This window comes from Peptoniphilus equinus, assembly GCF_027921445.1.
Lineage (GTDB): Bacteria > Bacillota > Clostridia > Tissierellales > Peptoniphilaceae > Peptoniphilus > Peptoniphilus equinus.
Genome location: NZ_CP115667.1, coordinates 476,375 through 500,231, shown reverse-complemented (window position 1 = coordinate 500,231; position 23,857 = coordinate 476,375). Strand labels below are relative to the sequence as shown.

Here is a 23,857-nt window from a genome sequence, read left to right as displayed (position 1 = left end):
TGTTTTAAAATTTTTCCGGGGCTTTTAAAACACTTTGAATATTTTAACCCATCCTGCCCATAAAATCAAGAGCTTATTGCGGAGTTTTGTCGCCTTTTCATAATTTTTTTAAGGATAAAAATACAGTCTTTTAGCAGTGCTTGCCTATCTGCGAAGCTCCGCTGTGACAGATGATCTGACATCTGTCGCCCGACGTTCAGTCGTGACCATCTCTCTACTTCGTACGCTGTATCATCGTCCAGACCGTATAGCAGGCTTCAAATCACTGGACCGCCCACTCAAAAATAACACAACTATGTCGGCCGCCGTGATAGAGGCAATCTTTGATTTCCGCAGCGCTGCTGAACAACCACGCCATAAACGTGCACTTTCCCAGAAAACTGAGCTGCTTATTTAAATTCCGTCGTGCTCAGCTTATCATTATTGAGCGGTGAATGTACCGGCGCGTCATTCATAAACTTTTGCACGTCTTTCTTGACACGGTTGACCGATGCCATGGTACCGACACCGGCAATACAACCGCCCGGACAAGCCATACCCTCCAATAGATAGCCGTTATACTTGCCCGCTTTGGCAATTTTCACCATCTTGATGCACTCGGAAAGGGTGTTGGCTCCGACAATTTTAATGTCACGTCCCGGCTCCAATTCCTCAGCCACTTTTTTCACCGCATCAGCGACACCGCCGGCAATCGGATACCCGCGGCCCAGCGCCGAAGCATCGTCCACTGAACTGTCAATAGCAATTTCAGACGGCTCAATACCTTTTGCAACAAACATACCCATGAGTTCTTCAAAGGTGATGACAAAATCCACATAGGACTTCACACGAGTATCTAAAGCTTCCAGCTTCTTCGATGTGCACGGGCCAATAAAACACACCACCCCTTCAGGGTCTCGCTCATGTATGTATTCGGCAGTATAGCGCATCGGTGAGCCGGAGTCGGAAATTTGATCATAGAGTTCCGGGAATCTGTTCTTCACCATCAAGGACCAACTGAAACAGCAGGACGTGCCCATATAGTCAATGTCATTCGGTACTCTGTGCAGGTATTCTTTAGCTTCATTCATTGTGGTGACATCTGCGCCCAGAGAGACTTCCACCACATCTTTAAAGCCAAGTCGTTTAATCCCTTCGACAATTTGTGCCGGTGAGGACTTTGCCCCGAACTGACCGACAAATGACGGTGCAATAATGGCGTACACTTGCTTTTTAGATTTAATAGCTTTAATCAATTGGTAAATTTGCGTCTTGTCCGCAATAGCGCCAAAAGGACAGGATGCAATACAGCGACCACAAGCCACACATTCGTCATGGTTGATCTCAGCACGGTTATACTCGTCAGATCCGATAGCATCGACGCCGCACGCTGCAGCACATGGACGATCATACATGACAATGGCATGGTATGGACAGGCCTCTTTGCAGCGTCCGCAGTTGATACATTTCTCTTTATCAATATGCGCCCGATCCCGCCCTACGGAAACCGCATTGACCGGACAGACGTTAGTGCAAGGGTGAGCCATGCATTTTCGACAGTTGTCCGTCACGACGTGAGCTTTCGTCGGACAGGCCTCACAGGCGAATTTAATCACGTTGATCAGCGGCTGTTCATAGGCGTTGGTATCCATATCGACTTTATCAAACCCATCAGTGAGTTTTCTGTACACCGAGATACTGCGCACGTCCATCCCCATGGCGAGACGAAGGCGTTCATCAGCCACGGCCCGTTCTCTGAAAATATCCTCGCGATACTTGGCGACTTCTCCGGGCACAATACGATAGGAGGAGTCTTCCAATTCCGAGATGTCCAAATCTTCATAGGCAATCCGGGCGATTTCGGTAAACACTTTACGTCGGATATCCACTATGCTTTTATAGGTTTCTTTCATAGGCTCCTCAACTTCTTAATTTTTCAATAATCTTAGCACTGACCTCTTGCGGTGTGGCTCTAAAGATAATTTCATCGTCGATGACCACAACCGGTGCACGGTGAGCTTGATCCTCAGAGTTGCAGTACTCAGTATTTAAGCACTGGCTGAGTTCAATTTCCAAATTGTCTGCTGAACAGTAGTCGGACTCCGGTCCGCAGATATCATCTTGTAACAACTCCACGGCATCATAAATGGCATTGGCGCCAAGTAAGGTACAGCGGGACCCCATACAAATTGTAACTTTCATGTCTCCTCCTATAATCTCGTGTGTGCAATACGTGCTGCTGCGGCAGCGGCAATGGCAGCGACAATATCGTCAGCAAAAGTCTCCACGTGTTCATGGTTGACGTTGGAGCGTTTTAACTTATCTAAATGATCTATAATGCCAACTTTCTTTTTGTCCAAATAGCCAAAGTTGGTCAGACCAATGGTGCCATAGAGATTGACAATCCCAAGAGGCAGCACTTCATCAATACCATAGAGTGATTCATCACTGGCAATAATACTTTGAATCGGTTCAGGGAGCATGCCTTTTTCCGCCAAGTCATCAATGGCAAGGCCGGTTAGGACGGCATGGAGCACTTCTCTTTTTTGCAACACGGCAACGATGTTCTCGCGACACTCTCCCATAGTCAGATCCGGGATATAGTCTACTTGAAGCAGATGAACAATCTCTGCAATATCATCTAAGGTCACACCTAAATTGTGAAGTTGATCGACAGCCGCTTCATACAACAACTCGGTTGAATATTTATAAGCCACAAGTTCCTCCTGTTATTATCAATGTAATAAGTTGTAGTCGTACTATAAGTCATTACCTCGTGTAGTCCCCTCATGGGACACGGCCCACATACCGCGCTTAGCCCGAATGGCCTCGTCTTGTGCCGAGATAAACGCATCGTAGTACTTATCGTTGGGGGCAAAGGTATAGACTCTTGCAAGGCCGCGTTCCAACATCAGGTAGGTGAAATTATCCGCCATATTCGGTACTTCGCCTTCCTTTTGGGGTGCAAGCCACACATAATAGAGCTTGCGATCGTATTGATCCTCAGTCTCCTTGTCCGCCTCCAGATACACGTTTTGGTCTTTTAACGTCTCAATCGCAAAGTCTTTCGCTTCCTCGCTGAAAGCTTCGTGACTGTTAATCTCCGGTGCGTTCATGCCGATAATTCGCACCTTTGACCCGTCTGTGAGGCGAAGGGTATCGCCATCTGAGACCCATTCGACGACGGCGGAAGTCATCGTCGTAGAGGTAGCCTCTGAATCTAAAAGGCTTCCCACACCGAGGTAGACAATGTAGATCACCACGACAAGAACTGCCTTTTTCAGCTGTTTCATCGGCGGCCTCTCATCTCGCGCGGTCGCCGTCTGCGATGACGGCTGATACGTCCCCGATCCTGTTTAATGCGAATGCCGAATATAATCCCCGGCACAAAACTCGTCCCCAACAGTGCAATATGTCCGGCTTGCAAGCCCAGCACTTTCAGCGAATAGATCTGGGCAAATAAAAACATATCCATCGGCAGTCGAAACAGTGTCCCCGCCACATCAGCATTTTCCGGACGGGTAAATCCGATAAGGGAGAATAGGCCTAATACCACACCTAAGAGCACAATAATATTGCCGGCAAAGAAATCCAATTTCGGATTCTGAAATTTTGAGAGCCAACCGCCAAAAAGATAGTAGAGAAGTAAGGGCAACAATGCCGCCACCACACAAAAAATCCGATTGCCATAGAGCAGCTTCACCACCGCAGGACTCAGATTAATAATAAAGGACAATCCGAAAATCAGCGCCGTAATAAGCAAATGAATGAAAAGACCGCGTACATTATTTCTCATAGTGCTCCAATCCCATCTCGCCGAGTTCGCCGCCCTCGGTGTAATATATAATGCCCAGACCCCTGGCCTCTGCAATGGCACGAGCCTCATCCATTGTACTTAAAAAGAGTGCCGTAGATAAAAAGTCCGCCTCACCGGAATCTTTAGTGACAATACTGAACGATTTATACAGCGTCTTAGGCTCCAAGGTCTCAGGATCGAGAATGTGGTGGTATCGGCGGCCGTTATAATCGAAGAAGCGTTGATAGTCCCCGCTGGTGACAATAGCGACATCATTGGCTTCAATCACACGTAAATAGTTGGACTGATCATTGCCGTCCAGAGGATTTTGAATGGCCACTTTATAGGCAGGTTTCGTCGGATGCTCGCCTACCAGTTTCACATTGCCTCCGGCAGAAATAAGCATGGACTTAACGCCCAACTCCCGTGCCATCTCTCCAACCAACTCCGCGGCATAGCCTTTCGCAACAGCCCCGAGATCCAAAATCATCCCTGGCTCAATGGTGACGGTTTTGGCCTCAGGATCAAGGACAATGTGTGTCTGATCCATCAGCGGCCGCAGCGCTTCCAATTCATCACGAGATGGCAGCGGCTTGCCGAATTTTGCCACAGCAGCCGCTTCGCCGCCGGCAAGATGGACGTCTCGATAGGCGGTCCAAAGGTCAATGGCAGGTCCCATGGCGATGTTGACCTTAGCACTGATCTCGCGGTTTCGCTGCAGTGTTGTATCAATGAGATCATAGAGTTCCGGAGCCACCGGGACAGCTTCGCCCGGATGGTGGTTGAGATAGTAGAGATTTTTTAAATCGCCATAACTGTGATAGCGATCAAAGATCTCATGGAGCCGGAAATATTCATTTCTGAGCTGTTCAATTTGTGCGTTCGCTTCCGCTTCATCATAGCCGAAAACTTGAAAATTTGTAATCGTATCAAAAGCTTCGAAGAACTGAATGTCAAAGCGTTGAAGTTCCTTCTTGCCTGTGCCGCAGCCGACAAGCATCACGCTGATAACTGTCATAATCAGAAGGCATTTCAATTTTGTTTTCATAAAATCACCTTGTTATAGTCTATCAAAAACTCTCGGTCTTTAAAAGTTTAAAGATGAGTCCGACGGTGCAATTTTCCATTTTTTCTGGATTTTTAAGGGTTGCTCATGTATAATAATACAAGGTTAGATTGGAGGCCTATATGACAAAGAAAGCAACCGTCCTTCTCGGTATGAGTGGCGGCGTCGATTCATCCGTCTCCCTGGTCCTACTTTTGGAACAAGGCTATGATGTGACCTGTGTTTTTATGAAAAACTGGGACGATGAAGGCGATGAGTTCTGCACCCAAGCTGATGACTATTTGGATGTCGTGCGCGTGTGCGACCAGCTTGGCGTCAAATACTATACCGTCAACTTTGAAAAAGAATACAAAGATCGGGTGTTCAGTTACTTTCTGGAAGAATATCAGCGTGGCCGCACACCCAACCCGGACGTCATGTGCAATACTGAAATCAAGTTCAAAGCCTTTTTGGATTTTGCCATGAAGATGAACTGCGATTATATTGCCATGGGTCACTACGCTCGTACCAAAACGATAGATGGTCGGACGTACTTACTGAAAGGCGCCGATCCCAACAAAGATCAATCCTATTTCCTCTCCCGTGTCACAGAGGAGGCTCTTGCCAAGACGCTGTTCCCCGTCGGTGCATTGGACAAGCGCGACGTGCGAGCTATCGCCGAAGCCAATCATCTTGCCACGGCTCGTAAAAAGGATTCCACCGGCATCTGTTTTATCGGCGAGCGAAACTTCAATGCGTTTTTAGATCAATTTCTCTTCACAAAACCCGGCGACATCTATTCTTACGAGGGTGAGAAACTGGGACGGCATTCCGGGCTGATGCACTATACCATCGGTCAACGCAAAGGTATCGGTCTTGGCGGTATGGGCAATGGCGAGCCTTTTTTTGTGCAGTGGAAAGATTTGAAGCACAACCGGCTTATTGTCGCTCAAGGCATTGATCATCCGGCCCTCTACATCAAAGAAACCTGGGTTAGTGATCCCTTCTGGATCACCGCCACCCCCACCTTCCCGCTGCAGTGCGCAGTAAAAATTCGCTACCGCGCCAAGGACGAAGAGGCTACCGTGGAACAGGTGGGCGAGAAGCTTAAAGTTACGTTTAATCATCCCCTAAAGGGAGTGACGCCGGGGCAGATAATGGTCTTTTATGATAAAGACATCTGTCTGGGATCCGGCATAATAGACTAAGGAGGCACTTATGACATTACAGTTAAAAAAGAGATCTGAAGCAGGTAAAAACCAAGTAGACAAACTAAGAGCACAACAAATCGTGCCCGGTGTAATCTACTCCAAAGGCAATGAAGCCGTATCCGTAAGCGTTGTAGAAAAAGATTTGCTCAAAGCTTACGAAACCTATGGTACATCCAGTATCTTCAAAGTTGATATCGACGGCGATGTGCAACAAGTCCTGATCAAAGACTTGCAAATGCACCCATTCAAAAACCAAATTCTTCACTTCGACTTATACCTCATCGATATGAACGCTAAGATCCGTGTTCAAGTTCCTGTCGTATTAGAAGGCCGTGATGAAATCCGCGTCCAACCATCTGTACTCATTCAAATGATCAACGAAGTTGAAGTGGAATGTCTGCCTGCAGATCTTCCATCCGAAGCCATTTACAACGTGGAAAATATGGAAATCAACGACCAAGTCCTTGTCAAAGACCTGGATATTGCTTCCAATGATAAACTCGAATTCTTCATCGACCTTGAAGAACCTGTTGCCGTACTTCAAGAGCCACAAGAAGAAGTTGAAAGTGATCTTGAAGGTGAAAACATGGACGCGGCTGACGTTCCAACCGTATCTGAACAAGAAGCGGAAACTGAAGAAAACTAATTTTACGGCAAGCCTTCGGGTTTGCCTTTTTTTGAGGTGATTATGAAAACTCTGGATCTCAACCTGGAACAAACTTACTCAGTCATTGACCGTGCCGATTTTGCCGTCATGAGCGTCTTTGACTTCAACATTCACTCGGTGCCGTTCTCTCATGTCCGTGACGGTGCGTACCTTTACTTCGCCTCTCGTGACGAAGGTACTAAAGTGGATATTTTTGAGCGCGAAGCAATGATTAAGTTAGTCTTCGTCGTGAACGCCGACGTGGCTCATCCTACTCCCAAAGCGGTACAGGCTCACAACGACGACCCCGCCTTCTTAAAGGAGCACGTCTTTAGCAATACCTATGAATCAGCAATTGCCGATGGTCGTCTGGAACTCGTTCACGAGGATAGCGAGCGACTCTTCGCCATCGAAAAACTTTACACCAAGTACTACCCTGATTATATGGCACACTTTGAGACTATTGCAGATGGTCTATTGGATCATACCAACATCTACAAAGTCCTCCTCTCCAACGTCACCGGTAAAAAACGCGGTTAAACAACAAAAGCTCTTCCCTATTTTAAGGAAGAGCTTTTTTATTGATTGATGAAACCCAAATATCCGCCAGCTTTCAGAGGCGATGCGGCCAAAGGCAAGGCTCCACACCGGGCACATCGTAGCGTACGTCATCAATCCCTTTTTCACTGTAGCAATTGTTCGTGACCTTTATCCTGAAACCATTATCGATACAACAATTTACGCTTGAACCAAGCCTTCGTAAAGCGTACCTTCCTGTTCGGCAATATACTGGTCGGCAGACACAGCCGCGACGACACCGTCTGCTGCTGCAGTCACTAACTGGCGCACTTTCTTCGCGCGAATGTCGCCTGCGGCAAATACACCCGCAATATTGGTTGCCATGTGGTCATTGGTCACAATATATCCGTCTTCCAATGTCACTTGTCCCTCAACCAGGGCGGTTTGCGGCACATATCCGACAAAGACGAAGACCCCGAACGTATCATCGGAAGATATGGTTTTTGTTTCGCCGGTTTTAATGTTTCGAACATCAAAGCTGCTCAACATTTTATCGCCGGAAAACTTCACGACCTCAGTGTCCCACATATAGTCAATTTTTGGATTGGCTTTAGCCTGAGCTTGAAGATCCTCCGAAGCTCTAAGCTGATTACGGCGGTGAATAAGGTGTACTTTGCTTGCAAAGCGTGTGATGAACAGCGCTTCTTCCACAGCCGCATCGCCACCGCCGACAACATACACTTCCTTATCTTGATAAAAAGCTGCATCACACGTTGCACAATAGGAAATCCCCCGTCCGCTAAATACCTCTTCGCCTTCAGCGCCGACAGTACGATGACTTGCGCCATTGGCCAAAATCACAGTCTTGGCTTCATAGGTATCAATACGTCCTTTGAGCACTTTCGGATTGGAAGTAAGATCCACCTCCTGAATGTCATCCATCACAACTTTGCATCCAAAACTCTCCGCTTGCTTCTTTAAGGTTTGTCCGAATTCCATACCGCCAATTTCCAAAATGCCGGGATAGTTCTCAACCTTTTCAGTATTGACAATTTGGCCGCCCTCCAGACCCTTGTCAATAACCAGTGTATTTAAATTTGCACGTGCAGCATAAAGACCTGCACTTAAGCCGGCAGCACCGGCGCCAATAATAACTAAATCGTACATTGCGATCCCTTTCTTTCTTAAATTCTTACACTAACTCTTTTTATTGTACCCTAAATCCTTTAAAACTCACAAAAGGATGTGTATACTGAAAGCGGAGGTATCTATGCTCACAGAATACAAACCGGCGGCGATTTCCGCCTTAGCCTACTCAAATCGCTATTACAAAGAAATGGTGCTGGCAACCTTACTGGATCTATCCCTTAGGGGTCACGTGGTGGTTTCAGAGACGGACATCGTACGACAGCACAGCTGCGATTCCCTCGCGACCTTTGAATCAAAGCTTCTGGAGATCTTATTTCAGAACAACACGACCGTGACGTTCAAAACTTTATCCGACGCCAAAAAAGCTGCGCCTGATGAACATCACAAAGCCTTTGAAGCCTTCTTTAACGCATTGGATCAAAGTCTTTACGACCACCGTTTGAAAACACAAAAAAACAGCACCGTACTGCTTTTAAGTCTATTAGGGGCTCTTGGTGTGATGCTTGGCGGCTTCATCCTTATACCAAAGATGCCTGTTGTGGGCATGCTTCTCATCATTGCAGGCCTTTTCGCCGGTATGACTCAAACTGTGCGATACTTTAAAAAGCCGGAAACCGGAGAAGCTCTGGTCCGAGATGCCATTGTCTTTAAAGACAACTTTACCCCTTCCGCTGATCCCGTTGCCAACCACCTGGCACTTGCCCTTGGCATTGCAACGGATAAGCTCACATCTGAGCCGGGTCTCAACTATGACGTCTTGTTGGAGCAGATGAAAAAAATTATATGATTGCGGCACAGCTCTTGTGCCGTTTTTTCATAAAAAAGAGGGCCCGTCGCCCTCCAATGCTCTCATCTTATTCGATTATACTCAGTAAATCTTATCCAATAAATCTTTCAAATCCCCTTTGACCCGATAAGGCAAGCCCTTAAGGGCGGCCACATTGGACGCACCGCTTAACGCCATGACCATACGCGCTTTGGTCATGAGTTCTCTAAGATAACTTAGCGTATAGTCATAGCCGCCATGAATAAGATAGGACAATACCTCGCCGCTTATCCCGACCAAATCGCCACCTAGGACCAAACACTTCACCACATCCAGAGCATTACGCACGCCACCGGATGCAATAATATACAGACCATCTTGGCGCACTTTCACCGCTTCGATAAGGGACATCGCTGTAGGAATACCCCAGCTGTATAAATCCGAGACATCGGTATCCGGCGTACGAAGATTCTCCACTTCAAAGAAATTGGAACCGCCGAATCCGGCAATATCGACATTGCGCACACCGATATCATAGAGACGCGTGATGGTATCTGGAGAGAGTCCGAAACCCACCTCTTTTACAATGACAGGGACGTCCACTGCACCGATGACAGCTTCAAGATTTTTTAACACTGAAGAAAAATCACGTTCGCCTTCATTCATCGCCAGCTCCTGCGCAGGATTCAAATGAATTTGAAGGGCGTCAGCGCCAATCAGATCGACACAGTATTTCGCCGTATCAACTCCGGTGTAACCACTTAAGTTACCGATAAGAATGCCATCGCCAATGGTGTCACGCACGGTTTTAAACGATTTTTTCGCATCGTCATCTTCCATGGCAATCGTCATGGATCCCACCGCCATAGGAATATTAAAGGCCTTAGCAAGCTCTGCCAGGTTGGTATTGATATCCGTAGAAAAGTCCGTACCTCCGGTCATAGCATTAATCATCAAAGGAAAGGCAATGGTTCGACCTAAAAAGTCCACAGTCGTGTCCACAGCTTCAAAATTCACACCGGGCAGCGCATTGTGATATAGGAATACATCATCAAATAGGGGATCGCCTCTAAAACTGGAACGCAGATAATTTTCTATGTGTTCTCTTTTTCTATAATTTCTCATGTTTACTCCTAGCTAATGTCGCGATGAGACACTTCCACAGTGTAGCCCAGTTGGTTTAATTTTTTGCCCAGCTCTGTGGCGATGACCACGGAACGATGAAATCCTCCGGTGCAACCCACACCAAGCGTCAGTGTGGTCTTGCCTTCACGAATATAATGGGGAATTAAAAATTTTAACAGATCTAACGTTTTCTCTAAAAAGATACCAGTGACGCTATGCCCTAAAACAAAGTCCCTCGTGGCGGCATTCGTACCGTTGAGATATTTAAGCTCGCTAATGTAGTAGGGATTCGGCAAAAACCTGACATCAAAAATCAGATCGCTATCAACGAGAATACCATTTTTAAATCCAAACGAGCTGACATAGATCTTAAGAGCTTCATCAATCTTTAAATTCAAAAGCTCCAGAATGCGTGTACGGAGACCATGTAAACTCATACGCGATGTATCCAACACAAAATCTGCTGCAAGCTTCACATCGTTTAAGATTTCCTTTTCTTTACGAATGCCTGCCGTGACAGATTTGTCCAGAGGATGTGGCCGGCGCTTCTCTTTATAACGATTTACCAGGATACTCTCCTGGGCATCGAGGAAGAGAATCTTTGCATCCACGCCGTCAGATTTTAAAGCCTTCAACTCTTTCGTAAAGTCGGCAAAATATTTTCCACTTCGCACATCGACGACGACACAGACCTTATCCATAGTCTCCGCTTTTTTAAACAACTCCACAAATTTAGGAATCAATGCCGGCGGCAAGTTGTCCATGGCAAAGTAACCCAGATCTTCCAAGACGTTGAGAGCTGCTGATTTGCCCGAACCGCTCATACCGGTAATGACAATAATTTCCACTACCGTCCTCCAATGTATTTCACTTCTCGTTCAATCGAAACATTGTACTCTTCTTTAATCACCTTTTGAACGGTGGCGATGAGCTGCTTCACATCTTCCGCCGTGGCAGAGTCCACATTGACAACAAAGCCGGCATGCTTATCAGAAATCATAGCACCGCCATATCGAAGCCCTTTTAGACCGCAATCGGTGATGAGTTTACCGGCAAAATGCCCCGGCGGACGTTTAAAGGTGGAGCCGGAACTGGGCAGCTCCAAAGGTTGCTTCGCCCTACGCCGATCCATGAGCTCATCCATCGTGCTTCGAATGCCCGCTTTATCTGCGGGATGTAATTTAAACGTACATCCGGTAACAATCAGTCCCTCATCCATAGCACGGCTGCCGCGATAACGAAAAGCCATTGCGTCATGGTCCACTACCAAAGGTTGGTTTGTTTTATCCAAAAGGCGGACGGAAGCCACGACATCGGTGAGTTCTCCGCCATAAGCCCCTGCGTTCATAATCACGCCGCCGCCGACTGTGCCGGGAATGCCATGGGCAAACTCCAAGCCGCTAAGCCCGGCCCGATATGCGGCGAGTGCCGCCTCCTGCATCGTTGCCCCTGCTCCGGCATATAACGTCTCACCCCGGACAGTCAACACATTTAAAGTATTTTTCAGCACAATCACAAGACCCTTCACACCGGTGTCATCCACAAGGACGTTACTGCCGTTGCCAAGTATGGTCACCGCCACACCATACGCCTTTGCCTGATCCAATGCCTCAATCAGTGCTGTCTCATTCTGAGGGATCAATAAATACTCCGCAGGCCCTCCAATTTTAAATGTTGTATAACCACTTAACGGCTCTTCCTTGTAAAAGAGCCCAAGATTTTCTAAATTCACATCTCACCCCAGCCTCATTATACACTAATTCAAACCATCATAAAAGCGTCTCATGCCACTGTCGAATACAGTCTAAAAAAGACGCCACTCGGACGTCTCAGTACATGATCTATTAAATACGATGTTTTAAATCCAAAAGAGCCTTTTCAATACGATCCAACTGTTTTAAATTACTTTGAGTATTGCCTAGCACAAAAAGATCCACCAAGGCATTGTCGTAAAAAATATCCACAATGCCACCTAAAAAACTCCCTCCTTTTATGTTCAGGCCTTCCAGGTCTACACCTTCCAACTCATCAGCTACAGCCCTTAACTTATATTGAAGATCAGTCATAAACCGCTCCCCTTTTCGACTCCTGGACCGTTTTATAAAACTGGAGATAGCGCCCCCAAAGACGGTATCATAAATACCCCAGCGCCGTGCAGACTTAAAAGCTCCGCGAGCTTCCTCTACAGAATCCAGAGCCGTGTTTATTTTTTCTATCATGCGTTGTCGATTCATAGAACCTCCTCTGTGGTCAGTTGTGTACGAAGTGCTCTAAGTTTGGACTCCAAATCCTCCAGCGCTTCTTGATTCTTCGCAATAGCTTGCTGTGTTTTCCAATCAGAAAAAATATTATCGAAATACACATCAAAAAAACTATCCGATATATCCAAATACAAATTTAGATCCTGGTGACTAAAAGCTTGCTTCAAATCTTCCAACTCTTTTTCGACTTTATCCATAGCGGCCTTACCCTGATCCATCTTACTATGCTTGATCATACTTAAAATCATGCCGCCGCCAAACATATCTAAAATGCCAAAGTTTTTAGCACTGCTATACGCTGCTTTGGCTTCATCAATCGCCAATAAAGTCTCATCCAATTCTTTTAAAATTTGATCATTCATCATATCACCTAACTTATTAGTACCCAAGAGACATAAGTTCCCAGTAAAAAATAGGGCATTACTGCCCTATTAGTTAAATCTTAACTATTGTATCAATTACCTATGCAGGCAAAACCATATAGTACCGACAATCATCTCTAAATACCCATCTTTCTTTGTTTAATACTATTATTTTGATTCCCAATAACTCTATAATAATCCTATGATCAATTGGGATTATTACCAGTATCACCTTCCCTTATAACGAGTACATATAAATCCTCTCAAAAGCTTACTCAACTGACTAAATTCAAAATAAAAACTATATCCGAAATTCGTCCGGATATAGTTTAGTAAAACAATTTAACCTTCGTCAAATTAATACTTAAGCAGTTTAAATTAATCCTGCCATTGTTGGTAAAAATAATGAGATTGCTGGTATGAATGTTACTAGCAATAATGAAATTGTAATTATCACAAAGTACGGTACCAAATCTTTTATAACAGATTCTATAGTGACGCCTCCCACTCTACAGCCTGTAAACAGAACTGTTCCTACAGGAGGAGTAATAATACCTACTGCAAGATTCATACAAAGTATTATCCCAAAATGAACAGGATGAACTCCTAACTGAGTAACTATAGGTAAAAATATTGGCGTAAAAATTAAAATAGCAGGTGTTGCGTCCATAAAAGTTCCTACTACTAAAAGAATCACATTCATAATTAACAAAATAACATATTTATTTGAAGTCAATCCTAATACAGTTTGTGCAATAAGATCTGGAATTTCCGTAAATGCCATTGACCAACTCATTATAGAAGAAACACCTATCATAAATGTAATAATTCCTGTTGTTATCGCAGATTCTAAAATAATTTTAGGCAAATCCTTCATTTTTATTGATTTGTAAAATAGAGATAATAATAATGAATATACAACAGAAATTGCAGAAGCTTCTGTTGGGGTAAAAATACCGGCTAAAATCCCCCCTACAATTATAACTATTAATAGCAAAGATGGTAATGCTTGCCACACTACTTTTAACTTTTCGGTATTAGATAAAACTACATCTGGCACATAACCCCTCTTTTTTGCTACATATCTGGCATAAAATATACAACCGCACCCCCATAGAATGCCAGGGACATAACCTGCTAAAAATAGTGCTGCAATGGAAACTGAACCAGCTACTGTAGAAAATACAATCATTGTATTGGATGGCGGAATCAAAGTTCCAGTCGGAGCGGAAGCTACATTTGCCGCCACAGAATAATTTGAATCATAACCCTCTTTTCTTTCTATAGGTCCCATTACTGCACCTATAGCTGCCGCCGCCGCTGCTGCTGAACCTGAAATAGCTCCAAAAAACATATTTGCAATAATGTTGGTAATAGCAAGCGAACCCGGTTGTTTACCCGCTAATGCTTGAGATACATTGACAAGTCTTGTGGCAATACCACCATTATTCATTATATTGCCCGCCAAAACGAAAAATGGAATAGCCACTAATGAAAATGAATTGGAACCTGCAAATACTCTTTGAGCAGATGTAGTAAAAGCTACATTTGCAGGCAACATCAATAACATCGCAACAGCTGATGATAAACCAATTGAAACGGATATTGGAACTCCCAATATAAGAAGCACTACGATAAGTACAAGCATTATTAATGCTATATTAATTATTAATGACATATTTCCTCCTTAAACTTAATTCTTTTTTAACAATGTTGACAAATTATATACACTGTAAAAAATTATTAAAATGCCTGAGATGGGTATACAGGAATATGCGAAACCGGTTGGTATGCCTAAAATCGAATCATATTGCAACATATTCATGCTTGCAACGTTGAATCCCCCGTACACCATAACAACAACAGCAAAAATTATTATAATAAATTCGATTAAGATCTCGACAACTTGTTGATTTTTCCCTTTCAATTTGTTTTTTAATACACCTATAGATATATGCTCCCTCTTCCCAAATACATATGCCGCAGAATATAAAATTAACCATACAAATAAATATTTGGTGATTGTTTCACTATACGCACTCGGACTATTGAAAACATATCTAACAACAACTTGGTAGGTTGTTGAGATGACCATTGAAGAAAAGACAACTACACATATTATTTCAAGTAATTTGTCCATAACTTGTTTTATTTTATTCATTTTGTCTCCTTTACCTCTCTCTCAACTCATTTATTGATTCATATACTTTTTTAGTTGTATCAGATTGATTTGCAATCTTCTCTGTTAAAGGCAAAACTTTTTGTCTTAAAGCTTCTACATCTGGATAACTAAATGTAACCCCACTGCCTTGTATTTCTTTTTTCGCTTCTTCAATTTTTTGTGAGAAAAGTTCAAATTCATATTTTGATGATTCTTTTATAAGTTCATCATAGATTTTTCTATCATCTTCATTTAGGGAATTTAAAAATTCTAAACTAGCTATAACTACATCCGGATGCACTATATGTTTTGTATAAGCATAATACGGTGCCACTTCATAATTTTTAAAATCACGATAAACTAACTCTGAATTTTCCGCCGCATCGACTACACCTTGTTGCAGTGCTGTATATACTTCAGATTGGCTCATGACCGCCCCATTACCACCCATTAATTTAGTCATTTCAATATATGTAGGACTATCATTCACTCTTATTATTTGACCTTCTAAATCTTCAACTGTCTCAATTGGTTTTTTAGCATAAACATTTCTCTCCCCTGCGGTATATATTGTTTCTACTTCAAAATTATATGGATGTGTCATTTTGAATAAATCATCATAGACCCCTGCTTGTACAGCCCTAGACATATGATCAATACCTTCATATAAATAAGGAGCTCCTACTATTGCAAAGTCTGTTTCATATACTTCTGCCGAAGATGAAGGCACAATAGCCATTTGCAGAGCTCCTGTTCTTATGAACTCTACCGTATTATTTTGTGATCCTAGTACACCATTGGGATAAATTTTTATTTTATATCTTCCATTTGTTCTTTTTTCAAATTCTTCTCCAAATTTTTTCATGGCCAAATATTGAGGATGCTCGGTATTTTGATTGAAGGATACTCTAATAGTTTGATATGTTTCCCCGAATTCATCTCTATTTTTAGAACAGCTCGTGTTTAGTGCCATGATTAGTATAATAAAAATTAAAGATACTATTTTTTTCATTTTTCCCCTCTCTTTATTGCATTATCAAGCTGTATTTAACTTTAACTACTACTTTCTTCTCGAAAGCGGGTCCATTCACTGCTATCTGTGGTTTATGTATATCTTCAGGATAAAATATACTAACACACCCTTCTACAGCATGAATATAACCTTCATTTTCCACTGATTCATAAAGCCATAAATCTCTATTCACATCAACATTTTGAACTTTATATGAATTTTTCCAAGGAGTTATCCCGATAAATTCTTCGCCTATTACTACAAATTGTACGTCCAAATACTCTTTATGACTTTCAGCATTTCTACGTTGTATTTCCTCAGTTTCAGTTTCGATGACTTGGTAAAAAATATCTTTTCCTTCTAATTCATAGACCCCTATTTCCTTACTTTTTAATGCCAATGAATTTTCTTTTAAAAAATCTATTACTTTGACCAAGACTGGCGAGAGACCCATTTGCTGATAATTTTGCTCTATTGTTAGAAATATCATAATACTCCTTTATAATTAAGTTAGAAAAGTTTGATAGTTGCCATCATGTTTTCTCATTGACATATATTTAGACAATAAATTTGTTATTGTTTTTTTCTAACGCATGCACCATATTGACTACAAATTCAGATATAGGAACTTCTACTCCTAATTTGTGAGCTGCATTGACTACCGCGCCGCTAATAGTATCAACCTCTGTTCTTCTTAAATTTTTTATATCTTGGTAAATCGATGTATAGCCATTAGGGTTATCTATTGAGACTTTTCTCACTTTTTCAAGCTCAATATCCCAATCAAATTTTAACCCCTGTGCTTCGCCCGTTTTTATAACTTCTTCAAAAAGAGCTACTGTCATTTCCCAAGCATACTCATTTCTCGCAATATCCCCTATTGAACATTGTAAAACGCCAGTCACTACTGATAGGGATGCATTTATAATTAATTTATTCCAAATTAACTGCTGAATATTTGAATTAATATTTACTTGGAATCCCGCTTTATCAAAAACTTCTTTAATTTCATTCAAATTTATTGTCGCACTCTTTAAAACAGTTCCTATATTAGTCTTACCATCTCCACCTCTTCTAATATTCCCTGACGCTAAAACAGCCCCATTATCTTCTGTTGTCCCTATAATAATTCGATCTTCTGGTACAAATTTACTTAGAAGTTTTTCATGTCCTGCACCATTTTGCAGTGTCATGATGATAGTGTTATTACCTATTAAGTGTTTATTGTTCTCCAACGCTGTTTCTGAATATATTGATTTTACAAATACTAATAATAAATCTACTTCGGGTAAATTTTCGGTAGTAACATGAGCTTTGGGATAATAGCTATTAACTTCTCCATTTTCTTCAATAAGCATACCTTGACTGTTAATTCGATCAACAATCTCTTGATTTACATCAATAACATATACTTCATTGTTTTGCGATAGATGCCCCGCATATATTGAACCCATTGCACCCGCACCTAATACGGCTATTTTCATTTCCTTCACCTTCCTTATTCAGAAAATTCTTGAAGTCCTTCAATTGCATAAGCTCTAATCGAACATGAGTCTAATCCCTTAATAGGCATTGGAGTATAACTCATGAAAAATACTTTGGAATGTAATTTTTCCAAATTCTGAAGAACTTCTAAAAATACAATATCGTCTTCCATTAAAAGGTCATGAAATGGTTTAACATCATCATTACAATTTTCTATTGAAACACCTTCTCCAAAGCCTACACATTTTACTTTTTTGTCTTTAAACCACTTTGCACTTTCTTCACCAATTAAAAGCCTTTTATCTTCTGGTGTGTTAGTTTTTTTAGTAAATGGTTCAATTTTGTATGCCGAATCTAATATTACAATATCACCTTCCTTAATTAGGCCTTTGGTAGCTTTATCTAAATCCGCTGCGCTAATGTGTGTGTAACCTTCCAGTTTATCTTCGAAATCAATATATATGGCTCTTCCCATAAATGCAGTAAGCGGCAGGGATGCTACATCTGTGCCATTTTCAAAATGATGGTAAGGACATTCCACATGAGTTCCCAGATGTGAAGTAATATCCATATGTGTATGCCAATCTGGAATGGGCCCACCGGTATTAAATCTTTCAAGAGCTAATCTTCGTGTTTCTGTTTCTGGATCAAGAACTTTTGTCAAATCAATAACACGTAAATTCCCTAATTTGTACACTGAACTATTCATAATTCGACTCCTTTTTCTTTTCTTTATTAATGATTGAAATCAATCTTTAAAAACTGCTTGGCGTTATTAAATGAAATATTTTTAACCATTTCACCCAAATATTCTTCCTCCCAAGGATATTCTTTATTTGCTACTATTTCACCGATAAAATTACACATAATTCTACGGAAATACTCATGTCTGGGATATGATAAAAAACTTCTGGAATCTGTCAGCATACCTATAAATTTAGCAAATACAGAAGTTTGAGCAAGCATTTCCATTTGTTCCATCATTCCATTTTTATGATCTAAGAACCACCAACTTGTTCCTATCTGAATATTCATTGTTCCTTCCCGATTACCTTTATTGAAACAACCACCAATGGTTGATAATGGATAGTAATCTTTAGGGTTTAATGTAAATAAAAGGATTTTAGGCAAATCCCCTTCAATTTCAATTCTATTTAACAACCTAGATATGTTTTCAGCTATTGCAGCATCATTAACCGCATCATTACCGATATCTTGTCCTAGTCTGTCAAAGAGAAATTTAGAATTATCCCTAATCGCACCAGTGTGAATTTCCATAACTATATCTCTTTTTGCATATTCTCTGGCTAAGAAAACCAATAAGTGTGATTTATAAGCATCTTCTTCCTCAACTGTTACCTTTTCATTATGAAGTGCTTTATTTAATATAATAGATAATTCTGCTTTATTCTTATCTCCATAAGGCACATATTTAATCCCATGGTCACTTGCTTTACACCCATTGACAACAAAGAAATCCAGTCTTTTTAATAATGCTTTTTCAAGATCATCAATACTTTTTATATCTATTTCGGCTGTCTTTGAAAGCGCTTTAATATATTCCTGAAATCCATCTAACTCTATATTTAATGCTTTATCCGGTCTAAATGCTGGAATAACGACTGTTTTAAAATCGTTTTCAGACTTTAAAAGCTGATGATACCGTAAATCGTCTAACGGATCATTGGTTGTGCATAAGCCTAAGACATTACTCTTCGAGATCAAGTGTCTTGGGCTAAAGTCATCTTGTTGTAATAATAAATTACATTGATCATATATTTGTTTGGCATTTTTTTCATTCAAAACTTTATTTATACCAAAATAGTTTTTTAATTCCAAATGTGTCCAATGATATAGTGGATTGCCAATTAACATTGGAACTACTTTAGCCCAAGCCTCAAATTTTTCATAATCAGAAGCACTCCCCGTTATTTTTTCTTCATCTACACCGCTTGCTCTCATGACACGCCATTTATAATGATCGCCACCTAGCCATACTTGTGTAATTGATGTAAAATTTTTATTTTCATAAATATCTTTAGCCTCCAAGTGACAATGAACATCAAAAATCGGTTCATTTTTTGCATATTTATGAAATAATATTTGGGCATATTCATTTTGTAGCATAAAATTCTCTGTTAAAAATTCCAAGGAATCCCCCTTATAAAATAACTCCATCCTTAAATAAGGCTATTTCTTCAAATCCATATATTTCATTATTAACCTGCTTTCCAGAAGCAACTTGAATAATAAAATTAATAAATTCATCTCTTAGATAATTGAAAGTAATTTGCTCATCAATTATTCTTCCTGCATTGAAGTCGATCCAATTTTTCTTTTTTTGATACAATTCTGAATTACTTGACACTTTTATTGTAGGGACAACTGAACCGAAGGGGTTGCCCCGTCCTGTTGTAAAGACGATGATAGTAGCTCCACTTGCTGCCAAATTGGTACATGATACTTGATCATTTCCAGGCCCGTTAAGCAGATTTAATCCACTCTCCTCAACTGATTCGCCCATTTCAAGAACATCTACAATCTCAGATAGCCCTCCTTTTTGAATACAGCCCAAAGATTTATCCTCTAACGTTGAGATCCCTCCGTCTTTGTTCCCTGGAGATGGATTTTCGTAAATGCTTTGTCCATAGCTTTTAAAATATTGCTTAAAATTATTTATCATAGTAACTAAATCTTTAAACACTACTTCATTTTTTGCGCGATTTATTAACATATTTTCAGCTCCAAACATTTCAGGAACTTCTGTTAATATAGTGGTTGCTCCATTAGCTATCAACTTATCTGAAGTAAAGCCACATAAAGGATTGGCGGTTAATCCAGAGAGACCATCACTGCCTCCGCATTTAAAGGCTACTGTTAGTTTTGAAATAGGTAATTCTGTTAATGAAAAGCAAGAAATGTATTGTACTAAATCATCAATCTTTTCCATACATACTTCATACTCATCATTAACATCCTGTGTTGTTACAAACTTGATCCTATCTTCATTTATAGGATATAAATATTTTTTAAATTCCTCTATTTGATTATTCTCACAACCTAAACTGATGACTAATACTCCCCCTGCATTTGGATTTTTAATCAATCCCGCCAAGATAGATTGAGTAGTAGATAAATCATCCCCTAATTGAGAACATCCGTGTGCATGGTTCAAAACTTTAAACGTAACATTCGGATATTGATTCTCAGCCATTTTTTTTACATTATTACACACCTGATTTATACACCCTACTGCTGGCACAATCCATATCTCATTACGCACCCCAGCCTTTCCGTCTTCTCGTAAATAGCCTTTAAATTTCAATTCATTATCTACCAACTTCAAATCAGTCTTAATATTTACTTTTTTATATTCATATTCAATAATGTCAGAAAGATTAGTTGCCAAATTTTGGATATGTACCCATTCTCCTTCATTAATGTTTGATGTAGCATGACCTATCGACATACCATATTTGATTATGTCTTGACCCTTTTCGATTGGCTTTATAGCAAATTTATGGCCTCTTTTTATATCGCATTTTAATGCAAAACCAAATTCCTTTATAAAAGTATCTTTCTTAAGATCGGATACAGCAACAACAACATTATCCTTAGAATTAATTTTTAAATATTGTTTCATAGGCTATCCATCACTTTTCGTATATCTCCATTAAGGATATCATCATAATAGTTTTGAACTATTCTATTAAAATCCCCTAATTTTGATAAATCATAATCCCAAATACTACTTTTTAAGATCTCTTCTACAAAATCATTTTTTTTGTAAATTCCAGCAAAATATCTTAAGATATTTTGGTCATCTTTTACCTCATATGCTCGACCATTTTGATCTTTACCTATATACTTTCCATCTATTTCATCAATATTATAAAATCTCAATAAAGCTGCTAAAGAAAAAGCAAAATGTTTAGGTACTGTTTTGTATCTATAGTAATAATCAATTATTGAAGGTAAACATCTGGCATTAAATTTTGATACTGAGTTCAGAGTGATATCTAATAACTTGTGTTCCACATAAGGATTATTAAATCTTAAAGTGACTTCTTTTTTGAAGTTGACTAAATCTTGTCTTGGAAGGTCAATAGTAGGTATAACCTCTGTGTCGATTAAATTATCGAAAAACTTTAAAAATATCTCATCTTGCATAAAGTCTCTAACAATAGCATAACCGGCAATTACAGCAGCAGGCACAGTTGATGTATGTCCTCCATTTAATATTCTTACTTTTCTTTTCTTATAAGGCTTAACATCATCTGTCCATATTACATTGCAAGGTAAATTATCAAATGTTAAGGGTCCAGCTAATGCCTTATCTCCCTCTATCACCCAAAGATTAAACAATTCTGAAAAAACAAGCAATTTATCTTCATAACCATTTTCTGCTGAAAATATTTTTGCCTCTTCCGATGAAGGACGTCCTGTCACAATTCTATCTACTAATGTTGATGTAAAAAGGTTTGACTCTTCAACCCAGGTCTTAAATTCAACGCCTAAATTCCAATTTTCTATATGTTTTAAAACATATTTCTTTAGAAAATATCCATTATCATCAATCAATTCTACTGGTAAAAAAATTAATCCCTTCTCTTTTTCGCCATTAAAATGTTTAAATCTGAAGTATAAAAGCTGAGCTACTTTTGCAGGAAAACTATCTTGAATTTCATCTTCCTTAAAATCTTCGTATTGATATACAATCCCTGCTTCTGTAGTATTGGAGATCACATAATTTAAATTTTCGCTCGTAACAAATTCCACATAATCACCAAAATTTGTATATGGATTAATACCTCTTGATACTGATTTAATTATTCTATTTTCTATTTTCTTACCTTTTGCTGTACTTCCTCTCATAGATAATGTATACAATCCATCTTGTGAATTGATCAAATCTACTAATCCATGCTCAATCGGTTGTACAATTACTATAGATCCTGGTTTGTCATACTTGTCATTGGATAAATCTACCATCCAATCAACGAAAGCTCTTAAAAAATTTCCTTCTCCAAATTGTAAAATACTCTCCTGTAAATCTTTATCTTTTTTTATTTTTTCATTTATTTTCATTTCATCCCCTCCAATTCATCTTGTAGTTTCTTTTGCAATAAATTCAGGCTTGATTACTATATTCACATCTTCAACATTTCCTTCTAAAGCTTTTAAAAGAACACTTACAGCAATATCGGCATGAGTATTGATTTTATGATCTACAGAAGATATCTTTAACCTTGTATGGTTTGTTAAATCTATATTATCAAAACCTATAATTCCTAAATCTTGAGGTATATTGATTTCCTTACCTAAAACTTTGGATAAAAATTTAATTGCTATTGTATCTTTTTCAAATTGTATTGCATCTACATGATTCTGTGTTATATAATCAATCAATTCATCAAAATCATCATCATTTTCAACTTGCATTTCAATGAATTTACACCTATTCTTCACACCTAACGAAAAACCTCTTATCTTTTCTTTGTATGCTCTCGTTTTAAATGCTTTTTTATCTGAAACAAAAATAGGTTTTTTATAGCCTTTATTAAATAAATAATTAACCGCTTCAATTATGCCTGATGCTTCATCGCAATATACACTTAAAAGTCCCTTATCGTAATTATTTAAAAGGACAACAGGAATATTGGTGTGTATCTTTTTTAAAATATCTAAAAGTTCTTCTTCCCCATAAACCGCACCTATGGTGATTATTCCATCAACTTTTTTACTTCTTAATACATTGATATAATTGATCTTATCTTTTAAAGATTCTCCTGTATTACATAAAATTGAAACATATCCTGACTTATATAATAGTTTTTCAATAGCATAGGCCGACTCAAAATGAAAATTATTTCTTATATCTGGTACTAAAATTCCAATTGTTTTTGATCTATTGGTAGCTAAACTTCTGGCTACCCCGTTAGGTGTGTATTCCTCATCTTTCATGATATCTAAAATTTTATTACGAGTTTTTTCGCTAACGTTTTTATTATTATTTAAAACCCTTGAAACTGTAGCTATCGAGACGCCTGCCTTGGACGCTATATCATAAATGTTCATGAACCACCTCCTGTTTTTGTAAGCGCTTACAATCGAAGCGAAATAAAAAACCGCTCTGTAAGCGCTTACCTATTGTTCTTTGCTCATCATAAAATATAATAAATTATTTGTCAATACAATTTTTAAACAATTGTCAAGTTTAACTAGAGTTGCTTTTTGACGAAAGAATTTAAATACTATACTTTTTTATATTATTAAAGTATAAAATCGTTATTTTCTTTAGTAACTTCTGTAGAAAGAAAGGTTGGCACATCCATCCATA

General features: G+C 39.8%; 26 protein-coding genes. 4 read left to right on the top strand and 22 right to left on the bottom strand.

Going from position 1 to position 23,857, the window contains the following annotated elements:
• Positions 1-389 precede the first annotated feature (389 nt).
• Genes O6R05_RS02540 through O6R05_RS02515 form a run of 6 tightly spaced genes read right to left on the bottom strand, consistent with a single transcriptional unit; the run spans position 390 to position 4,823 of the window.
• Entirely contained in the window at positions 390-1,892 is a 1,503-nt protein-coding gene (locus tag O6R05_RS02540; RefSeq protein ID WP_271191972.1) for a 4Fe-4S dicluster domain-containing protein, read from the bottom strand.
• 7 nt (positions 1,893-1,899) lie between these two features.
• On the bottom strand, positions 1,900-2,181 hold the full coding sequence (locus O6R05_RS02535) for an NADH-quinone oxidoreductase subunit NuoE family protein (RefSeq protein ID WP_271191971.1): 282 nt from the start codon (positions 2,179-2,181) through the stop codon (positions 1,900-1,902).
• An 8-nt stretch (positions 2,182-2,189) separates the two neighbouring features.
• Positions 2,190-2,696 (bottom strand): phosphatidylglycerophosphatase A, encoded by a 507-nt coding sequence (locus tag O6R05_RS02530; RefSeq protein WP_271191970.1) that lies wholly within the window; start codon positions 2,694-2,696, stop codon positions 2,190-2,192.
• 42 nt (positions 2,697-2,738) lie between these two features.
• Entirely contained in the window at positions 2,739-3,272 is a 534-nt protein-coding gene (locus tag O6R05_RS02525) for a thermonuclease family protein (RefSeq protein WP_271191969.1), read from the bottom strand.
• On the bottom strand, positions 3,269-3,775 hold the full coding sequence (locus tag O6R05_RS02520; protein ID WP_271191968.1) for a hypothetical protein: 507 nt from the start codon (positions 3,773-3,775) through the stop codon (positions 3,269-3,271). Before O6R05_RS02520 ends, O6R05_RS02525 begins: the two co-directional genes overlap by 4 nt.
• Complete coding sequence (locus tag O6R05_RS02515; RefSeq protein ID WP_271191967.1) at positions 3,765-4,823, bottom strand: FAD:protein FMN transferase; 1,059 nt, start codon at positions 4,821-4,823, stop codon at positions 3,765-3,767. Before O6R05_RS02515 ends, O6R05_RS02520 begins: the two co-directional genes overlap by 11 nt.
• A 140-nt stretch (positions 4,824-4,963) precedes the next feature.
• Here O6R05_RS02515 and mnmA point away from each other — a divergent pair, with 140 nt between their 5' ends.
• From mnmA to O6R05_RS02500, 3 genes are read left to right on the top strand one after another with little or no spacing between them, the layout of a single operon-like run.
• Positions 4,964-6,028, top strand: a complete 1,065-nt coding sequence (mnmA, locus tag O6R05_RS02510; protein WP_271191966.1) for a tRNA 2-thiouridine(34) synthase MnmA — start codon at positions 4,964-4,966, stop codon at positions 6,026-6,028.
• 10 nt (positions 6,029-6,038) lie between these two features.
• Positions 6,039-6,677 carry a 50S ribosomal protein L25 gene (locus O6R05_RS02505; protein ID WP_271191965.1) on the top strand — a complete coding sequence of 213 codons (639 nt, stop codon included), beginning with the start codon at positions 6,039-6,041 and terminating at the stop codon, positions 6,675-6,677.
• Positions 6,678-6,719: 42 nt separating this feature from the next.
• The gene (locus O6R05_RS02500) at positions 6,720-7,217 is read left to right on the top strand and encodes a pyridoxamine 5'-phosphate oxidase family protein (protein ID WP_271191964.1); all 498 of its coding nucleotides are present in this window, start codon (positions 6,720-6,722) and stop codon (positions 7,215-7,217) included.
• 198 nt (positions 7,218-7,415) lie between these two features.
• Here the strand turns inward: O6R05_RS02500 and trxB are convergent, their stop codons facing one another.
• Complete coding sequence (trxB, locus tag O6R05_RS02495) at positions 7,416-8,363, bottom strand: thioredoxin-disulfide reductase (RefSeq protein ID WP_271191963.1); 948 nt, start codon at positions 8,361-8,363, stop codon at positions 7,416-7,418.
• 103 nt (positions 8,364-8,466) lie between these two features.
• On the opposite strand from trxB, the gene O6R05_RS02490 reads away from it, so the two are divergent.
• Positions 8,467-9,132, top strand: a complete 666-nt coding sequence (locus O6R05_RS02490; RefSeq protein WP_271191962.1) for a DUF2207 family protein — start codon at positions 8,467-8,469, stop codon at positions 9,130-9,132.
• A gap of 81 nt (positions 9,133-9,213) precedes the next feature.
• Here O6R05_RS02490 and fni read toward each other — a convergent pair whose 3' ends face one another.
• The 15 genes from fni to O6R05_RS02415 all read right to left on the bottom strand — a co-directional run bounded on the left by fni (position 9,214) and on the right by O6R05_RS02415 (position 23,595).
• Positions 9,214-10,236 carry a type 2 isopentenyl-diphosphate Delta-isomerase gene (fni, locus tag O6R05_RS02485; RefSeq protein ID WP_271191961.1) on the bottom strand — a complete coding sequence of 341 codons (1,023 nt, stop codon included), beginning with the start codon at positions 10,234-10,236 and terminating at the stop codon, positions 9,214-9,216.
• A gap of 8 nt (positions 10,237-10,244) precedes the next feature.
• Positions 10,245-11,084: an RNase adapter RapZ gene (gene rapZ, locus O6R05_RS02480; RefSeq protein ID WP_271191960.1), complete on the bottom strand. Its 840-nt coding sequence runs from the start codon at positions 11,082-11,084 to the stop codon at positions 10,245-10,247.
• On the bottom strand, positions 11,084-11,968 hold the full coding sequence (gene murB / locus O6R05_RS02475; RefSeq protein WP_271191959.1) for a UDP-N-acetylmuramate dehydrogenase: 885 nt from the start codon (positions 11,966-11,968) through the stop codon (positions 11,084-11,086). Before murB ends, rapZ begins: the two co-directional genes overlap by 1 nt.
• Positions 11,969-12,080: 112 nt before the next feature.
• Entirely contained in the window at positions 12,081-12,470 is a 390-nt protein-coding gene (locus tag O6R05_RS02470; protein ID WP_271191958.1) for a hypothetical protein, read from the bottom strand.
• Positions 12,467-12,862 carry a hypothetical protein gene (locus O6R05_RS02465; RefSeq protein ID WP_271191957.1) on the bottom strand — a complete coding sequence of 132 codons (396 nt, stop codon included), beginning with the start codon at positions 12,860-12,862 and terminating at the stop codon, positions 12,467-12,469. Before O6R05_RS02465 ends, O6R05_RS02470 begins: the two co-directional genes overlap by 4 nt.
• Before the next feature lie 370 nt (positions 12,863-13,232).
• On the bottom strand, positions 13,233-14,537 hold the full coding sequence (locus O6R05_RS02460; protein ID WP_271191956.1) for a TRAP transporter large permease: 1,305 nt from the start codon (positions 14,535-14,537) through the stop codon (positions 13,233-13,235).
• A gap of 15 nt (positions 14,538-14,552) precedes the next feature.
• Positions 14,553-15,020, bottom strand: coding sequence for a TRAP transporter small permease (locus O6R05_RS02455; protein ID WP_271191955.1), 468 nt, complete (start codon positions 15,018-15,020; stop codon positions 14,553-14,555).
• Between the two features lie 10 nt (positions 15,021-15,030).
• The gene (locus O6R05_RS02450) at positions 15,031-16,032 is read right to left on the bottom strand and encodes a TRAP transporter substrate-binding protein (RefSeq protein WP_271191954.1); all 1,002 of its coding nucleotides are present in this window, start codon (positions 16,030-16,032) and stop codon (positions 15,031-15,033) included.
• 13 nt (positions 16,033-16,045) lie between these two features.
• Positions 16,046-16,522, bottom strand: coding sequence for a YhcH/YjgK/YiaL family protein (locus O6R05_RS02445; RefSeq protein ID WP_271191953.1), 477 nt, complete (start codon positions 16,520-16,522; stop codon positions 16,046-16,048).
• 67 nt (positions 16,523-16,589) lie between these two features.
• The gene (locus O6R05_RS02440) at positions 16,590-17,516 is read right to left on the bottom strand and encodes a ketopantoate reductase family protein (RefSeq protein WP_271191952.1); all 927 of its coding nucleotides are present in this window, start codon (positions 17,514-17,516) and stop codon (positions 16,590-16,592) included.
• 14 nt (positions 17,517-17,530) lie between these two features.
• Entirely contained in the window at positions 17,531-18,226 is a 696-nt protein-coding gene (locus tag O6R05_RS02435; protein ID WP_271191951.1) for a cyclase family protein, read from the bottom strand.
• Positions 18,227-18,252: 26 nt separating this feature from the next.
• Positions 18,253-19,668, bottom strand: a complete 1,416-nt coding sequence (gene uxaC / locus O6R05_RS02430) for a glucuronate isomerase (protein ID WP_271191950.1) — start codon at positions 19,666-19,668, stop codon at positions 18,253-18,255.
• A 10-nt stretch (positions 19,669-19,678) separates the two neighbouring features.
• On the bottom strand, positions 19,679-21,160 hold the full coding sequence (locus O6R05_RS02425; RefSeq protein ID WP_271191949.1) for a UxaA family hydrolase: 1,482 nt from the start codon (positions 21,158-21,160) through the stop codon (positions 19,679-19,681).
• Positions 21,157-22,605, bottom strand: coding sequence for a tagaturonate reductase (locus O6R05_RS02420; RefSeq protein WP_271191948.1), 1,449 nt, complete (start codon positions 22,603-22,605; stop codon positions 21,157-21,159). Before O6R05_RS02420 ends, O6R05_RS02425 begins: the two co-directional genes overlap by 4 nt.
• A 15-nt stretch (positions 22,606-22,620) precedes the next feature.
• Entirely contained in the window at positions 22,621-23,595 is a 975-nt protein-coding gene (locus O6R05_RS02415) for a LacI family DNA-binding transcriptional regulator (protein ID WP_271191947.1), read from the bottom strand.
• Positions 23,596-23,857: the final 262 nt, after the last annotated feature.

Bases quoted from the DNA above. Each gene is read 5' to 3' on its own strand.
- O6R05_RS02540 (WP_271191972.1), bottom strand. From the start codon at position 1,892: ATGAAAGAAACCTATAAAAGCATAGTGGATATCCGACGTAAAGTGTTT.
- O6R05_RS02535 (WP_271191971.1), bottom strand. From the start codon at position 2,181: ATGAAAGTTACAATTTGTATGGGGTCCCGCTGTACCTTACTTGGCGCC.
- O6R05_RS02525 (WP_271191969.1), bottom strand. From the start codon at position 3,272: ATGAAACAGCTGAAAAAGGCAGTTCTTGTCGTGGTGATCTACATTGTC.
- O6R05_RS02520 (WP_271191968.1), bottom strand. From the start codon at position 3,775: ATGAGAAATAATGTACGCGGTCTTTTCATTCATTTGCTTATTACGGCG.
- O6R05_RS02515 (WP_271191967.1), bottom strand. From the start codon at position 4,823: ATGAAAACAAAATTGAAATGCCTTCTGATTATGACAGTTATCAGCGTG.
- mnmA (WP_271191966.1), top strand. From the start codon at position 4,964: ATGACAAAGAAAGCAACCGTCCTTCTCGGTATGAGTGGCGGCGTCGAT.
- O6R05_RS02505 (WP_271191965.1), top strand. From the start codon at position 6,039: ATGACATTACAGTTAAAAAAGAGATCTGAAGCAGGTAAAAACCAAGTA.
- O6R05_RS02500 (WP_271191964.1), top strand. From the start codon at position 6,720: ATGAAAACTCTGGATCTCAACCTGGAACAAACTTACTCAGTCATTGAC.
- trxB (WP_271191963.1), bottom strand. From the start codon at position 8,363: ATGTACGATTTAGTTATTATTGGCGCCGGTGCTGCCGGCTTAAGTGCA.
- O6R05_RS02490 (WP_271191962.1), top strand. From the start codon at position 8,467: ATGCTCACAGAATACAAACCGGCGGCGATTTCCGCCTTAGCCTACTCA.
- fni (WP_271191961.1), bottom strand. From the start codon at position 10,236: ATGAGAAATTATAGAAAAAGAGAACACATAGAAAATTATCTGCGTTCC.
- O6R05_RS02470 (WP_271191958.1), bottom strand. From the start codon at position 12,470: ATGAATCGACAACGCATGATAGAAAAAATAAACACGGCTCTGGATTCT.
- O6R05_RS02465 (WP_271191957.1), bottom strand. From the start codon at position 12,862: ATGATGAATGATCAAATTTTAAAAGAATTGGATGAGACTTTATTGGCG.
- O6R05_RS02460 (WP_271191956.1), bottom strand. From the start codon at position 14,537: ATGTCATTAATAATTAATATAGCATTAATAATGCTTGTACTTATCGTA.
- O6R05_RS02455 (WP_271191955.1), bottom strand. From the start codon at position 15,020: ATGAATAAAATAAAACAAGTTATGGACAAATTACTTGAAATAATATGT.
- O6R05_RS02450 (WP_271191954.1), bottom strand. From the start codon at position 16,032: ATGAAAAAAATAGTATCTTTAATTTTTATTATACTAATCATGGCACTA.
- O6R05_RS02445 (WP_271191953.1), bottom strand. From the start codon at position 16,522: ATGATATTTCTAACAATAGAGCAAAATTATCAGCAAATGGGTCTCTCG.
- O6R05_RS02440 (WP_271191952.1), bottom strand. From the start codon at position 17,516: ATGAAAATAGCCGTATTAGGTGCGGGTGCAATGGGTTCAATATATGCG.
- O6R05_RS02435 (WP_271191951.1), bottom strand. From the start codon at position 18,226: ATGAATAGTTCAGTGTACAAATTAGGGAATTTACGTGTTATTGATTTG.
- O6R05_RS02425 (WP_271191949.1), bottom strand. From the start codon at position 21,160: ATGAAACAATATTTAAAAATTAATTCTAAGGATAATGTTGTTGTTGCT.
- O6R05_RS02420 (WP_271191948.1), bottom strand. From the start codon at position 22,605: ATGAAAATAAATGAAAAAATAAAAAAAGATAAAGATTTACAGGAGAGT.
- O6R05_RS02415 (WP_271191947.1), bottom strand. From the start codon at position 23,595: ATGAACATTTATGATATAGCGTCCAAGGCAGGCGTCTCGATAGCTACA.